The organism is Shinella sp. GW835-FHT14H05 (assembly GCF_058793575.1).
The window spans coordinates 1-13365 of the sequence record NZ_JBXAFY010000020.1; the positions used below are offsets into that span (position 1 = coordinate 1).

Sequence of the window (13365 nt, forward strand, 5' to 3'; positions counted from 1 at the left end):
AAAAACAGGCCGCATAAGGTCAGATTGAAAACCCAAGACTCTCCTGAAAATTGGAGGGACGATGGGTCTCAGGTCAGCGTCAAAACGTCTATTTTCTTGGGAACAAACAGCCCGTCATCCGGTTTCAAAATACGGCTGTCAGAGTTGCGCGCATCAAACCCGAAAGGGGCCTTTTTGGCCGTCCTTTGACAGAAAACGGGTGGTGGCGCGATGGGCAGTCTTTTTCAGAAAGGGACATTCAGATGGCTGATTTTGATGATCTGGTTCGCACCGAGGCCTATCTTATCTGGCAATCGGAAGGGCGGCCGCATGGGCAGGAAGCGCGGCATTGGGAAATGGCAACCGAGCGTGTCCGGTCGAGAATGCCTGTAAAGACCGTGAAGATCGTGGCTCCCGTAAAGCCGCTTCCGCTCCAGCGCGTGGCGCTCCTGGCACATTCGAAGCGCAAGCTGCAGCCGGCGGAGACGTTTCGCGCATCCGCTTGACCGTTTCGCTATGCCGTCGCTTCGCCTCTCGCCGCCCGGCGGGGGCTTTCGATCCCTTCAGCGGAGTGGTATCTGACAGGCCATGAACGTTCTGTCGATTGTTTCGGAGGCTTTTCCTCTCATCAAGACCGGGGGATTGGCAGACGTGGCGGGCGCCCTTCCGAAGGCCCTGCGCCCGCTGGGTATTAACGTCCTGACCCTGGTTCCGGGTTATCCGCAGGTGCTGGACCGCCTGCCGGAGCGGGTTGAAATCGGGTGCCTTGAGGGCCTGCTCGGGTACCGGGCCGTCGTTTCCCGCGCGACCACGGAGAGGCTCGACCTCCTGGTCTTGGAGATCCCCGAACTCTACCAGCGCACCGGTGGACCCTATCTCGATGGCGCCGGTTACGACCATCCGGACAACTGGTTGCGTTTCGCCGCCTTGTCGCTTGCCGGTGCGCGCATCGCGCTCGGGCACCTGCCGGTGGGCCGCGCCGATATCGTCCATGTGCATGACTGGCAGACATCGCTCGTGCCGGTCTATCTGCGGTATCGGTTCCAGAGTTCGCTTCCCGTGGTCTGCACGGTTCACAATCTCGCCTTCCAGGGGCAGTTTTCCATCGATATCGCGCCCCGCCTGGAGTTGCCGGACGCAGCCCTCGGCATGGATTGCCTCGAATATTACGGCGGTATCGGCTACCTGAAGGGCGGCCTCGTCTGTTCGGATATCGTGACGACGGTCAGCCCCACCTATGCGCGCGAAGTCCTCTCGACGGAGCTCGGCATGGGGCTCGACGGCGTGTTGCAGACGCGGCGCGCAGCCCTTTACGGCATCGTCAACGGCATCGACGCCGATATCTGGAATCCGGCGACCGATCCTCTCATCCCCAGGCCCTACGACGTGCGATCGCTGGCGCGCCGGCAGGAGAACCGCGCGGCCGTGCTCCGGCATTTCGGCCTGCCGGATGCAAATGGGCCGCTCTTTGCGGCGCTGACGCGGCTGACCTGGCAGAAGGGGGCGGATATGTTTGCCGAGGTCGCCGAGGAAGTCGTCCAGCACGGCGGACAACTTGTCGTCTGCGGGCAGGGCGACGCGGCCATCGAAGCGGCACTCCGGGATTGCGCCTGGCGCTATCCCGACCGCGTGAGCGTCCATATCGGCTATAGCGAGGAGCTGGCGCATCTCATCGTTTCGGGCTGCGACGTGCTGATGCAGCCGTCGCGCTTCGAACCCTGCGGACTGACCCAGCTTTATGCCATGCGCTACGGCGCAATCCCGCTTGTCGGGCGGACCGGCGGCCTGTCGGAAACCATCATCGATGCCAACGAAGCCGCAATGGCGCGGGCGGTTGCCACCGGCTTCCAGTTCCACCCGGTCGATCCGCACAGTTTTCGCGAGGCGGTGCGCCGGGCCTGCGAGGCATTCGAGGATCGCGAGGCCTGGAGCAGCCTGCAACGCCAGGCCATGAAAGCCGATTTCTCCTGGGAGCGCAGCGCCTCGCAATATGCCCAGCTTTTCGAGGCGTTGCAGGCCGCGTGGCAGGCGACGGCCGAGCGGGCATAGGCGTCTCGCCTTTTGGCGAGATGCATCGAGGGGAACAATTGCCGCTGTCACCGATTGGTTGGGTGAACAGGAGGGCATCATGGCCATCATCCCCAACGAGCCCACGCCCGGTCCGGTCCCCATTCCCGACCTGCCGCCGATCGACAATCCCAACCCGCCGATCGAGGAGCCGGAGCCCGACCGCCTGCCGGATGAAAATCCGGATCCGAATCCCGACGAAAACGACCAGCCGCCGAAACATGTGCATGGGCGCGTGCATGGTCCTGTTTGAGATTTTTTGCTGCCGAATGCCGTTCCCCGCGTCTCAGTGCAGGGTGATGGCGATCTTTGCCTCGTGTGCGGCTTCCAGAAAGGCGTCGCGTGCCTCGTTGTCCTCGGCGTCGCCGTCGAGCGCATCCGCACAGAGGCGGATCGCCTTGTAGAAGGCGATGCCGTGTTGCTTCGGCCAGAATTGCAGGAGATAGGCCGCCGCCTCGACGGAGCTTCGCACGATGACGAAGGCCTGCGCTTCGGGATTCGCCAGAACGACGGGCATCTGCCAGTTGTGATCGCTGTCCATATCGAAACCTGCCTTGTGCGCGTTCTCCTCCTACAATCCCAGATGGTGCAAATAGTTCCGCAGTGGAACCAAAGCGGTCGGAAAGGCGTCTAGCGTTTCGCGTGATAGGCGAGGAGAGGCCGATGCTGGATTACCTGACCGCGGACCTGCTGCTCTTTGTCGTCATCGGCTTTTTCGCCCAGATCGTGGATGGCGCGCTCGGTCTCGCCTTCGGCGTGCTCACCACCACGAGCCTGCTGGCCGTCGGGGTGCCGCCGGCAACCGCCAGCGCCATGACGCACGCGACCGAATGTTTCACCACCGCGGCGTCCGGCCTGTCGCATGCCTATCACCGCAATGTCGATTGGCGGCTGGTGGCGCGGCTAGCGCCGGCGGGCATGATCGGCGGGGCGATCGGCGCCTATCTGCTCTCCAGCATCGATGCCAAGGCGATCGAACCCTTCATTTCCGTCTATCTCATCGCCGTCGGCGTCTTCATCCTCTACAAGGCGTTCAGCCCCTCTTGGCCGCGCGACGTGCGCGACTGGATCATCCCTTATGTCGGCGGCGCGGGCGGCCTGCTCGATGCCATGGGCGGCGGGGGCTGGGGGCCGATCGTCACCAGCACACTGCTCGGGCGCGGCCATGATCTGAAAAAGGTCATCGGCTCGACCAACCTTACCGAGTTCGCCGTGACGGTGGTGATATCCATCACCTTCATCCTGGCGCTCGGCTGGTCGGAGCTTTCCTCGGCGGTCGGCCTGATCATCGGTGGCGTGCTTGCAGCCCCCTTCGGTGCCCTCATCGTCAAGCGGCTGCCGACGAAACCGCTGATGGTCGCCGTCTCCCTCGTCATCGCCGGCACCGCGGCCATGCGGCTGTTCTAGGCCGCTTCCTGCACGAAATGCCCCGGCGAAACCTCACGATAGGCGCGCTTCGGCGGCACGTAGCCGTGCGGGCGCAGCGGGTTCTTGATCTCCTCGTTGAGCGGCGGCGGCTGGTGGCCGCGGCGGGTGGGGTCGGGCATCGGCACGGCGGCGATGAGGCGGCGCGTATAGGCGTGCTGCGGATTGTCGAAGATCGCGGCGCGCGGGCCGATCTCGACGATTTCGCCCAGGAACATCACCGCGACGCGGTGGCTGACCCGCTCGACCACCGCCATGTCATGCGAGATGAAGAGATAGGCGAGGCGGTACTTTTCCTGGAGGTCGAGCAGCAGGTTGGACACCTGCGCCTTCACGGTCACGTCGAGTGCCGAGACCGCCTCGTCCGCCACGATGAATTTCGGCTGGAGTGCCAGCGCGCGGGCAATCGATATGCGCTGACGCTGGCCGCCGGAAAACTCATGCGGATGCCGCCCCGCCATCGTCCCGGACAGGCCGACCTGTTCCAACAGTTCGGCGACGCGCTCCTTCGCCTCGCGTCGCCCCAGCAGGCCGTGCGCCAGCATCGGTTCGGCGATGGCCGAGCCGATGGTGATGCGTGGATTGAGCGAGGCGAAGGGGTCCTGGAAGATCATCTGCGAGGTGCGGCGCATGGCGCGCAATACGCCTGACCCGGCCTTGGTCACGTCCTGCCCGTCGATGACGACGGAGCCGGCGCTCGGATCGACGAGGCGCATGATCGCCCGGCCGGTGGTGGACTTGCCGCAGCCGGATTCGCCGACGAGCGACAGCGTCTCGCCCGGCCGAAGATCGAAGGAGACGTCCTCGACGGCGTGGATCTGTCCCTGCGGCAGGGCGAAGCGCACGGAGAGTTTGTCGACCGTCAGGATCGGCTTGGCGTCCGCTGAAACGGGTTGCGTGACGCGGCCGTCGGTCGCGAAACCCGTCGCGGGATCGACATCCGGAAAGCGGCGCGGCGCCGCCGCATCGCCCATCGTGCCGAGGCGCGGAATGGAGGCGAGCAGCGCTTTCGTGTAGATCGCCTTCGGCGCGGCGAAGATGTCCTGTGTCGCGCCGGTCTCGATCATGTCGCCGCGGAACATCACCACGGTGCGGTCGGCCACTTCGGCCACCACGCCCATGTCATGGGTGATGAACAGCACGCCCATGTTCTCCTCGCGCTGCAATTCGCGCAGCAGATGGAGGATTTCCGCCTGTACGGTCACGTCGAGCGCCGTCGTCGGCTCGTCGGCGATGAGCAGTTTTGGCCGGCAGGCGAGTGCCATGGCGATCATCACGCGCTGGCGCATGCCGCCGGAGAATTTGTGCGGATATTCGTGCAGGCGGGATTTCGCCGCGGGGATGCGCACGCGTTCCATCAGGCGCAGCGCCTCGGCCTCGGCCGCCTTCCACGAGAGGTCGCGGTGCAGCACCAGCGCCTCGGCGATCTGGTTGCCGATGGTGAAGACCGGGTTGAGCGAGGTCATCGGCTCCTGGAAGATCATCCCGATGACGCCGCCGCGCACCGCGCGCATCTCCGCCTCGCTCGCCTGCAAAAGATCGCGACCTTCGAGCAGGATGCGGCCTTCGCAGCGCGCCCGGCCGGGCGGCAGCAGGCGCATGGTGGAGAGCGCGGTGACGCTCTTGCCCGAGCCGGATTCGCCGACGATGGCGACGGTTTCGCCGGCATCGACCGTCAGGTTGATGTTGCGGATGACGGCCCGCCATCCCTCCGCGGTCTTGAACGACGTCGTCAGGTTCTCGACTGAAAGCACCGGGTTCGTCATGTCAGCTTTCCTTCGCAAGGCGCGGGTCGACCAGGTCCCGCAGCCCGTCGCCGAGCAGTTGCAGGGCAAGCACGGAGAAGACGATGGCCAGCCCCGGAAACACCATCAGCCAGGGGGCGTTGTTCATATATTCGCGGCCGGAGGCGAGCATGGTGCCCCAGGTCGGCATGTCGGTGGAAACGCCGACGCCGAGGAAGGAGAGGCTCGCTTCCGCCAGCATCGCCGAGGCGAAGACGAAGGTCGCCTGCACGAGGATGGGCGAGGCGAGGTTGAGCAGCACATGGCGCGTCAGGATCTGCCAGGTCGGCAGGCCCATGGCGACGGCGGCCTCGATATAGGGCAGTTCGCGCAGCACCAGCGTGGAACCGCGCACGATGCGGGCCAGCCGCGGCGCATAGGTGATGCCGAGCGCCAGGATGACGGTCGTGAGCGACGGGCCGAGGGCGGCGACGAGCGCGATAGCGAGCAGGATATCCGGAAAGGACATCATGGCATCGAGCAGCCGCGAGATCGGTGCGTCGAGCTTGCGGAAGAAGCCGGCGGTCACCCCCAAAAGCACGCCGAGCACGGTGGAGATGGAGACCACGCCGAGGCTGACGAGCAGCGAGATGCGGCCGGCAAAGATGGCGCGGGAAAAGATGTCGCGGCCGAATTCGTCCGTGCCGAAGAGATGGGCGAAGGACGGCGCCTTCAGCTTGTTGACGATCGACAGCTTGTTCGGCGCATAGGGCGCGATCCAGGGCGCCAGAAGTGCTGCCGAGAGAACGATCGCCAGGATGATCGCGCCGAACAGGATGGCGCGGTTGCGGAACAGCCGGCGCAGGCTGGCGGTGACGGGCAGGGGGAGGGAGGCGGTCGTCATAGGCGCACCCGCGGATCGACGAGGATGTAGAGCATGTCCACGATGAAGTTGATGAGCACGTAGATCGCCGCGACGACCAGCAGCGCACCCTGGATGACGGGATAGTCGCGCCGCAGCACGGCCGAGACCACGAGATTGCCGACGCCCGGCAGGCCGAACACGGTTTCCGTCACCACCGCGCCCGCCACCAGCATGGCGATGGACAGGCCGATGACGGTGATGACCGGGATCAGGGCGTTCTTCAGCGCGTGTTTGAGGATCACGCGCCGTTCGCTCGCCCCCTTGGCACGCGCCGTGCGCACATAGTCGTCGCCGAGCACGTCGAGCATGGCGGCGCGGGTGAAGCGGGTGATCAGCGCCGAATTGACGATGCCGAGCGCCACCGCGGGCAGCACGAGATGGTGCAGCCGCTCAAGGAAGGACGTATCCGGCCCGCCATAACCGGAGGCCGGAAACCAGCCCTGGCCGACGGCAAAAACCTGGATGAGGATGAGGCCGAGCCAGAAGCTCGGCACGCTCGCCGCCACCATGGTGAGCGTCACGACGACCTGGTCGAACAGCGTGCCTCGCCTGACGGCGGAGAAGATGCCGACCGGCAGCGCGATCGCCACCGCAATCAGGATCGAAAACAGCGTGAGGAAGAAGGTTGGCTCGGCGCGCGCCGCAAGCGCCGTCGTCACCGGCTGGTCGAGGAAGATCGACTGGCCGAGATCGCCCTTGAGGATGCCCAGCACGAACTGGCCGTACTGGGCGATCAGCGGCGCATCGAGACCCATCTTGGTGCGCAGTTGCGCGATGTCCTCCGGGGTCGCATCCGACCCCAGCATCACGGCGGCCGGATCGCCCGGCGTCACGCGGACGATGACGAAAACCACCGTCACGACGAGGGCAAGCACAATGGCCATGCCTCCCAGCCGTTTCAACAGTGCCTGAGCGATCCGAACCATTGCTTAGCGCCTCACTTCTTCGGGGTTACGTTCCAGAAATGCGGCCAGTAGGTGGGCGTGTAGCCGGAAACCCCGGTGGAAACCCCCGTGACCGCATTGAAATTGCCGGCCTTGAAGAGCGGCGCGTCGTCGTAGATCACCGCCTGGATTCCCTCCCAGGCCTTCTGCTTGTCCGCGTCGGAGACGGCGTCCATGTAGGTCGCGACGACCTTGGCTTTCTCCGGCGAGACGTACCAGCCGGGATAGCTGTCGGTGATCGTGTTAATCGTGGTCGGGTCGCCAGGGAAGTTGGAATGGGTGATGAAGATGTCCCATTCCTTCGGGTCGGCGCGCCGGGTGGTCAGCGTCGCCCAGTCCACCACCTGCATGTCCACCTTGAAGCCGGCGGCTTCGAGATAGGCTTTTGCCACCTCGCCGATCTTGTAGTGGAATTCGTACTGGCGGCTGGTCATCAGGCGCAGCGGCGTGCCGTCGTAGCCGGCCTCTTCGAGCAGCTTCGCGGCCGCCTCCGGATCGCCCTCACCATAACGCGCGACGCCGGATTCCGTGTGCCATAGCGAACCCGTCGGGAAGATCGAGCCGTCGACGCTGAAGAAGCGCTCGTCGGAGAAGGCGGCGAGCATCATGTCGTTCGGGTTGAGTGCGGCCTGCACGGCCTGGCGCAGCGCCTTCTTGGTGAGCAGGCCCTCCTTCATGTTCATGTTGAGCGAGGCCCAGCCGGTGTTTTCATAGATGACCGGCTTGGCATTGCCGCTCGCCTCGACGCGCTCATAGGCGCTCACCGGCAGCGAGTCCGCGAAATCGAACTGGCCGGAAATCAGCCCCTCGACGCGGGTATTGGCGTCCGGCACCGGCACGAAGCGGATCTCCTTGGCGATCGCCTCGCGTTTTCCCGCATAGTTGCTGGGCTCGCCCTCCGGCGACTTGTAGCCGTCGAAGCGCACGAGCTGGGTATATTGGTCTGGCTTGCGCTCCTTCAGCGCATAGGGTCCGGTGCCGATGAAGTCGGTCAGCGTGTCTGCGATCTTTTCCGACGGCATGATGATGGAGGCCTGCGAGAAAGTGGCGAGCAGCGGCGCGTAGCGCGACTTCAGCTTGACGACGACCGCGTTCGCGCCATCCTCCGAAAGGCTCTCGATCACTTCGGCGACCTGCTTGCCCTTGGAATTTACCGCCATCCAGCGCGTCAGCGAAGCGGTCACGTCCTTGGCATCGAGATCGCTGCCGTCATGGAACTTGATGCCTTCGCGAAGCGGGATGCGATAGGTGAGGCCGTCCTCGGAAATCTCCGGCATGGCGGCGGCGAGCAGCGGCACGGAGCGCCACTCGGTGTCATAGGTATAGAGCGTCTCGAAAATGTGCTGGTCGATGGTCAGCACGATGTCGGTCGGCGTCTGCATGGCGTCGAGCGTCGGCGGCTCGCCGATGGTCGCGACGGTGAGCACGCCGTCGGTGGTCTGGGCGATCGCCAGGCTGCTGGTGCCGGCAAGTGCGGCCAATGTCATGAGAACCAATGCACTTTTCATCGTGTAACCCTCTCTTTTTTTAACGTTGACGCCGGCTCCCGTCCGGCAGGTGGTTCAGCTTTCCAGTCCAAGCGGATCGGCGATACGCGGCCAGAGCGTAAGGCTCGCCTTGCGATAGGCGGTCGTGGCGGGGTCCGTCGGGTAGGAGGTCGGCGCGGCGACATAGACGATCTCGGAGGAGACCGGCTGGAAGCCGGCGTGGAAATGGTTGGTCGATTTCACCAGCAGGAAGGCTTTCCGCGTGAAGTCGATGCCCTGGTTGGCGAAGATGTCGGGCTGGTAGGTCTGGGTGCGGCTGGTGATGAGCACAATGTCGATGGTCGTGCCGAGTGGGCGCACCACGGCGGCCGCGCCAAGCGTCACGCGGCTGTTGCGAAAACTCTGCCAGCCGGCATCGAACACCGCCAGCACCGTCACGCGCAGGTCGAGCGGCTCGCCGCCCTCCGGCCCGGATTTGCCGCCGAAGCGCAGGGCAAGCTCCGCCCCTTCGCCCGCCGCATGGCAGAAGGACACGGCGATCGGATCCCAGATCGTGGCAACCGCGACATTCTCGAAACCGCGCTCGATCATGCGGCGCAGGATATGGGTCGCATCCCCCGCCACCCCGCCGCCCGGATTGTCCCACACGTCGGCGATGACCACCGGCACATCCGGCCTTTCGGCGCGCACCGCCAAGGCCCGGTCGAGCCCGCCCTCGGTGTCGAGCATCGGCATCGCTGCCTGCCGGCGCAGGGCGTAGAGCTCGTGGCCGAGCGTTTCCGCCAGCGCGTCGCCCTTCGCCTTGTCGCCATCGGTGACAACGAGGATGCGGGTGCCCATGTCCGGCACGTCGCCGGCCATGAAGCCGTGGATGACGGAGATCGACAGGATACCGTCGCGGCCTTCCGTCGCTTTCAGACGGTCGACGAAGGAGCGCATCGGCTCGCGGCTCGTCGGGTAGAGGGTGATCATGCGGCAGTCGAAAGTCGAGATGACCGGCCGGATTTCGCCACGCAGCGTCCGCAGCGCGAGGTCGACGACATGTTCGCCGCGCTCCTCGAAATCCGTATGCGGGAATTCGAGGAAGGTCGCCATGAGGTCGAGACTGGCGACGCGCAGCGCCGTCAGGTGGCTGTGCGGATCAAATTCCGCCGCGACCAGCACCTCCGGACCGACGATGGCGCGGACCCGGGACAGCAGGTCACCTTCGGGGTCGTCATAACCCTGCGCCACCATGGCACCGTGCAAGCCGAGTACGACGGCATCCACCGGCAGCGCGCCCTGCAATTCGCCAAGAATCTGGTCGCGCAGCGTCTCGTAGGTCCTGCGCTGGATGAGGCCCGCCGGCTCCGCCCAGCAGGAAGTGCCTTCGATGACGGTAAACCCTTCGGCGCGTCCGCGCCGGCGCAGGATCGGCACGACGGAGGAGCAGAGCGTCGGCGTGTCGGGATGTTCGCCCGGCCCCGCATAGAAGGCAGCCTTGAAGGCATTCATGTCCGTCGGAACGGGGGAGAATGTATTGGTCTCGGTCGCCAGCGAGGCCGTGAAGATGCGCATGTTGATCCGTCCGAATGGGTTGAAGCTCGTAGACATGCCCAGCCGCCATCAGCCGCCGGTGAGGGCGTTGACATGTTCGGCCGTGAGGCTTTCCGATAATGTTCCCGTCGCTTGTTTCACCGCTTCTGCGATGTAATTTATTTTCCCGATAGTGCGATAATTTCACGAAAAGTCAAGATCGAGTGCACTCTAGACCACTCTCCATGTAATATGTTTTCTTATTGATCGAAAAAGAGAGGAATTTTCACGCAGCAAAATTTCGCAGGAAGGTCAGCCGCAGAGCGAGCACTTCGAATCCGCTATGAATATCAAGTCGTTCCGAAGCCAACCCTTGGTTTCGCTGCATGCGAGCGGTGAAAATGGCCTGAAAATGCAAGGTGGCGAAGAGGGTCGGAATTTCAGCGCCGTCTGCCGTCGCCTCGGCGTTGCAGCCGTTCGAGGTGAAATTATGAAAAAATATTTCTCCTGCGCTTGTAAAAATCGGACACACCGCAACCTCTGGAGCGAGCGGGGATGGCCATAAAGTCTGCCATACCGGCGTTTCGCCTGAGAAAAGCAAGGCCCCGCCCGCGAAGCCTCATGCCAAACCCATTGATGCGAAGCGGCACTGTGTTATGACTGCCGTATAAGAAATTCGTTTTCACGCATCGCGCAAGGGCGGAGAGCCGATGGACCTTTTTCACGCATTGTCGGATGAGGACGGCCGGCTTTCCGGGCTGGATCGCAAGCTTGCGCAGCTTGCCCTGGAGGATGTGGATTTCGTCGTCAACTCGTCGATCGGCGAGCTTGCCGAGCGCGCCGGCGTGTCGCCGCCGACGGTCACCCGTTTCTGCCGCCGGCTCGGCTGCAAGGGCTATCCGGATTTCAAGGTGCAGCTCGCGCGGCTCACCTATGTCGGCCTGCGCTACGTCAAGCCGGAAGTGCCGACAGAGACGGCGGACGAGGTGGCCGAGGACATCATCGCGAAGGCGCAGAACGCGCTGTTCCAGCTGCACCGCCAGCTCGATTTCGCAGCCCTTGACACGGCGGCCCGCCTTCTGCGCGGTGCCGATTTCATCCAGGCCTTCGGCGCCAGCGGCAATTCGGCGATGATCGTCAACGAGCTGCACAACCGGCTCTTCCGGCTCGGCTGCCGCGTCAATGCCTCGAATGACCACAATATGAATGCGATGATCTCGGCAGCCGCCCTGCCGGGCACGGTGGTCTTCGGCTCGTCCTTCACGGGACGCGATCCCGCGCTGGTGCACTGCCTTGGCCTGCTGCGCAAACGCGCCATACCCACCATCGTCGTCACTCAGAGCGGCTCGCCCGTCGCGACCGCGGCGGACGTGGTCATCTCCGTCGACCTGCCGGAGGGCAAGAACATCTTCCGACCGACCTCGACCCGCTATGCCTATCTGGCGGTCATCGACATGCTGGCCAATCTCGTCGCCTATACCGATAGGGCCAAGGCGCTGAAGACGCTGCGCAGCATCAAGGAGGAACTGGTAAGCCGCCGCGATGGCGACGACCGCCAGCTTCTCGGCGACTGAATATTACCGATTGGCGCGCGGCGGCGCGGAGGGAATAACCTCCATGCGCTGCGTGCCGATGGTGCCGTCCGCCTCGACGATCGCCTGCCAGCGCCGGTTGCCGCAGCGCACGGTCAGCCGCCAGCGGCCCGCATCCTCCCCTTCGCCACGCTCGACGCGCGACGCGACGAAGCCGCGCCGCATCATGTCGCGCAGCGTCTGCGTCGGCCAGCCGAAACGCTCGGCCAGCATTTCCGCCGGCAGCAGGAATTCGCCCGCTTCGTCACGGCTGAGAATGATGGGCTGGGCGTCGGTCATGCAGCGTCTCCCGGCGGCAGGGCGGTGAAGATCAGTCTTAACCCGCGCCGCATCCTGCCGAAAGGGCGGTAGCGTCGCAGAACCTAGGTGGAGCCGGTGAGCCGCCTTGTCCAGTCCTCGACCCGGTTGCTTTCCAGCCGCCGGGTGGCATGGGTCTGCCAGCCGGCGGCAAGCGGTTTCAGCGCCGCGATGCCGGCAAGTTCTTCGCGGTTGAGCGTGTCGATATAGAAGGCGCGCCAGATGCGGGCGAGCGTCCATTCCGGTGCCGCGCGGTCGAGCAGGGTCAGGCGGTCCGCGGGCGTGACGGTGCCGGGCTGGAGCACGCGATAATACCAGCCCGTGCGCCCGGTGGATTGAACCATGCGCGCCATCTCGGTCCGGCCGAAACGCTCGTTCAGCTTCCAGCACGGCTGCCGGCCCTGGCTGACCTCGACGACGGCCGTGCCAAGCGCAAAGACATCGCCGATCGCCACCGTGTCTTCCGTGAGCCCGGCGGTCGAAATGTTCTCGCCGAAGGCGCCGGGGGAGGCCAGCAGCGGATGCGCGCCGAGATCGCGCGCCCAGGCGGCGTAGTGCTCGAAGGGATAGTGGTGCACGGCCTTTTCCGGCCCGCCATGCCGCATGTTATCGCCTTGCTCGTCGCCCCGGAAGCCGGTCAACGAGAGAGCAAGCGGCCCCGCCACCGCGGATTTCGCGATGCCGCTCGGCACGCCGCGGGCGCCAAGCGGTGCCACTGCGCTGACGAGAAGGCTGAGCAGGGCAACGCCCGTCATGAGAGCAACGGTGCCGCGCAACGACCGTCGACGCACCCATCATCCGCATCCGCCGTCTCCGCGGTCCGCACCGGAACAGGGTCGGCGAGCGCCATGGCGATCCGCGCACCCACGGCGATGTCGTCCTCGACGCCGAAAACCTGGTGCAGGATGCTGCCATCGCGCCCGATCAGCACGGAAGACGGCGTGCCGCGCAGCCCGAAGCGCCGCATCGTCACGGGAATGTCGGAACCCTCTTCCGCAAGGTCGACGGCGACGGGCGATTTCAGCCGGTATTCATGCAGGAACGCCTGCAGCGTCACCGGCGACATGGCTGCGTGATGCTCGAAGACCATGTGGATGCCGATCACCTGCAGGTCGGTATGAGCGAAGACGCGCTCGATGCGCTGCACCTGCGGAATAGCCTGCGCCACGCAGCCGGGGCAGAGCAGCTGGAAACTGTGCAGGAAGACCGGCCGGCCGCGAAGGCCTTGCAACGTCAGCGGGCCGGGCGTGTTGAACCAGGCGCTGACGGCCAGTTCCGGGGCAAGAGGCCGGGCATCAGGCTGGGACATGGTCGCCTCCTTGCTGGCGGGGGTCGATGCGGGTAATCCTTGTCATGTTCTTTCTTTCCAATGCCTGGAGGGGAAGAATTGTCGGTCCGGCGATGGCAGTC

The 13365-nt window shown here is 64.8% G+C and carries 16 protein-coding genes; 6 read left to right on the forward strand and 10 right to left on the reverse strand.

Annotated features, from left to right (window positions below; genetic code table 11):
• The 4 genes from AC1Q6Z_RS31455 to AC1Q6Z_RS31470 form a co-directional block, all read left to right on the forward strand.
• Positions 1 to 189: hypothetical protein (locus tag AC1Q6Z_RS31455; RefSeq protein WP_492650238.1), on the forward strand; the 189-nt coding region annotated here is incomplete at its 5' end.
• A 53-nt stretch (positions 190 to 242) separates the two neighbouring features.
• On the forward strand, positions 243 to 485 hold the full coding sequence (locus AC1Q6Z_RS31460; protein WP_492650239.1) for a DUF2934 domain-containing protein: 243 nt from the start codon (positions 243 to 245) through the stop codon (positions 483 to 485).
• 82 nt (positions 486 to 567) lie between these two features.
• Positions 568 to 2028: a glycogen synthase GlgA gene (gene glgA, locus AC1Q6Z_RS31465; protein WP_492650240.1), complete on the forward strand. Its 1461-nt coding sequence runs from the start codon at positions 568 to 570 to the stop codon at positions 2026 to 2028.
• A 79-nt stretch (positions 2029 to 2107) separates the two neighbouring features.
• On the forward strand, positions 2108 to 2299 hold the full coding sequence (locus AC1Q6Z_RS31470; protein ID WP_492650241.1) for a hypothetical protein: 192 nt from the start codon (positions 2108 to 2110) through the stop codon (positions 2297 to 2299).
• 33 nt (positions 2300 to 2332) lie between these two features.
• On the opposite strand, the gene AC1Q6Z_RS31475 is transcribed toward AC1Q6Z_RS31470, so the two are convergent.
• On the reverse strand, positions 2333 to 2587 hold the full coding sequence (locus AC1Q6Z_RS31475; RefSeq protein ID WP_435268514.1) for a DUF982 domain-containing protein: 255 nt from the start codon (positions 2585 to 2587) through the stop codon (positions 2333 to 2335).
• A 122-nt stretch (positions 2588 to 2709) separates the two neighbouring features.
• On the opposite strand from AC1Q6Z_RS31475, the gene AC1Q6Z_RS31480 reads away from it, so the two are divergent.
• Positions 2710 to 3453: a sulfite exporter TauE/SafE family protein gene (locus tag AC1Q6Z_RS31480; RefSeq protein WP_492650242.1), complete on the forward strand. Its 744-nt coding sequence runs from the start codon at positions 2710 to 2712 to the stop codon at positions 3451 to 3453.
• Here the strand turns inward: AC1Q6Z_RS31480 and AC1Q6Z_RS31485 are convergent.
• The 6 genes from AC1Q6Z_RS31485 to AC1Q6Z_RS31510 all read right to left on the reverse strand — a co-directional run bounded on the left by AC1Q6Z_RS31485 (position 3450) and on the right by AC1Q6Z_RS31510 (position 10667).
• Positions 3450 to 5237, reverse strand: coding sequence for an ABC transporter ATP-binding protein (locus tag AC1Q6Z_RS31485; protein WP_492650243.1), 1788 nt, complete (start codon positions 5235 to 5237; stop codon positions 3450 to 3452). The genes AC1Q6Z_RS31480 and AC1Q6Z_RS31485 overlap by 4 nt on opposite strands.
• Position 5238: 1 nt before the next feature.
• Positions 5239 to 6099: an ABC transporter permease gene (locus AC1Q6Z_RS31490; RefSeq protein WP_492650244.1), complete on the reverse strand. Its 861-nt coding sequence runs from the start codon at positions 6097 to 6099 to the stop codon at positions 5239 to 5241.
• A complete protein-coding gene (locus AC1Q6Z_RS31495) occupies positions 6096 to 7046 on the reverse strand; it encodes an ABC transporter permease (RefSeq protein ID WP_492650245.1) in 951 nt (316 codons plus the stop codon). The genes AC1Q6Z_RS31490 and AC1Q6Z_RS31495 overlap by 4 nt, the downstream gene beginning before the upstream one ends.
• Before the next feature lie 11 nt (positions 7047 to 7057).
• Entirely contained in the window at positions 7058 to 8572 is a 1515-nt protein-coding gene (locus AC1Q6Z_RS31500) for an ABC transporter substrate-binding protein (protein ID WP_492650246.1), read from the reverse strand.
• 54 nt (positions 8573 to 8626) lie between these two features.
• Entirely contained in the window at positions 8627 to 10108 is a 1482-nt protein-coding gene (locus tag AC1Q6Z_RS31505; RefSeq protein ID WP_492650247.1) for a M81 family metallopeptidase, read from the reverse strand.
• Between the two features lie 244 nt (positions 10109 to 10352).
• Entirely contained in the window at positions 10353 to 10667 is a 315-nt protein-coding gene (locus AC1Q6Z_RS31510) for a hypothetical protein (RefSeq protein WP_492650248.1), read from the reverse strand.
• 109 nt (positions 10668 to 10776) lie between these two features.
• Between AC1Q6Z_RS31510 and AC1Q6Z_RS31515 the strand changes: the two genes are divergently transcribed.
• Positions 10777 to 11640, forward strand: a complete 864-nt coding sequence (locus AC1Q6Z_RS31515) for a MurR/RpiR family transcriptional regulator (RefSeq protein ID WP_319310186.1) — start codon at positions 10777 to 10779, stop codon at positions 11638 to 11640.
• Positions 11641 to 11643: 3 nt separating this feature from the next.
• Here AC1Q6Z_RS31515 and AC1Q6Z_RS31520 read toward each other — a convergent pair whose 3' ends face one another.
• The 3 genes from AC1Q6Z_RS31520 to AC1Q6Z_RS31530 form a co-directional block, all read right to left on the reverse strand.
• The gene (locus tag AC1Q6Z_RS31520; RefSeq protein ID WP_439616449.1) at positions 11644 to 11937 is read right to left on the reverse strand and encodes a DUF6522 family protein; all 294 of its coding nucleotides are present in this window, start codon (positions 11935 to 11937) and stop codon (positions 11644 to 11646) included.
• Positions 11938 to 12020: 83 nt separating this feature from the next.
• Positions 12021 to 12710: an MOSC domain-containing protein gene (locus AC1Q6Z_RS31525; RefSeq protein ID WP_492650249.1), complete on the reverse strand. Its 690-nt coding sequence runs from the start codon at positions 12708 to 12710 to the stop codon at positions 12021 to 12023.
• The gene (locus AC1Q6Z_RS31530) at positions 12707 to 13264 is read right to left on the reverse strand and encodes a redoxin family protein (RefSeq protein ID WP_492650250.1); all 558 of its coding nucleotides are present in this window, start codon (positions 13262 to 13264) and stop codon (positions 12707 to 12709) included. Before AC1Q6Z_RS31530 ends, AC1Q6Z_RS31525 begins: the two co-directional genes overlap by 4 nt.
• Positions 13265 to 13365: the final 101 nt, after the last annotated feature.

Coding starts and splice junctions, on each gene's coding strand:
- AC1Q6Z_RS31470 (WP_492650241.1), top strand. CDS start 2,108: ATGGCCATCATCCCCAACGAGCCCACGCCCGGTCCGGTCCCCATTCCC.
- AC1Q6Z_RS31500 (WP_492650246.1), bottom strand. CDS start 8,572: ATGAAAAGTGCATTGGTTCTCATGACATTGGCCGCACTTGCCGGCACC.
- AC1Q6Z_RS31525 (WP_492650249.1), bottom strand. CDS start 12,710: ATGACGGGCGTTGCCCTGCTCAGCCTTCTCGTCAGCGCAGTGGCACCG.
- AC1Q6Z_RS31520 (WP_439616449.1), bottom strand. CDS start 11,937: ATGACCGACGCCCAGCCCATCATTCTCAGCCGTGACGAAGCGGGCGAA.
- AC1Q6Z_RS31495 (WP_492650245.1), bottom strand. CDS start 7,046: ATGGTTCGGATCGCTCAGGCACTGTTGAAACGGCTGGGAGGCATGGCC.
- AC1Q6Z_RS31480 (WP_492650242.1), top strand. CDS start 2,710: ATGCTGGATTACCTGACCGCGGACCTGCTGCTCTTTGTCGTCATCGGC.
- AC1Q6Z_RS31530 (WP_492650250.1), bottom strand. CDS start 13,264: ATGTCCCAGCCTGATGCCCGGCCTCTTGCCCCGGAACTGGCCGTCAGC.
- AC1Q6Z_RS31485 (WP_492650243.1), bottom strand. CDS start 5,237: ATGACGAACCCGGTGCTTTCAGTCGAGAACCTGACGACGTCGTTCAAG.
- AC1Q6Z_RS31460 (WP_492650239.1), top strand. CDS start 243: ATGGCTGATTTTGATGATCTGGTTCGCACCGAGGCCTATCTTATCTGG.
- AC1Q6Z_RS31490 (WP_492650244.1), bottom strand. CDS start 6,099: ATGACGACCGCCTCCCTCCCCCTGCCCGTCACCGCCAGCCTGCGCCGG.
- AC1Q6Z_RS31505 (WP_492650247.1), bottom strand. CDS start 10,108: ATGCGCATCTTCACGGCCTCGCTGGCGACCGAGACCAATACATTCTCC.
- AC1Q6Z_RS31475 (WP_435268514.1), bottom strand. CDS start 2,587: ATGGACAGCGATCACAACTGGCAGATGCCCGTCGTTCTGGCGAATCCC.
- glgA (WP_492650240.1), top strand. CDS start 568: ATGAACGTTCTGTCGATTGTTTCGGAGGCTTTTCCTCTCATCAAGACC.
- AC1Q6Z_RS31515 (WP_319310186.1), top strand. CDS start 10,777: ATGGACCTTTTTCACGCATTGTCGGATGAGGACGGCCGGCTTTCCGGG.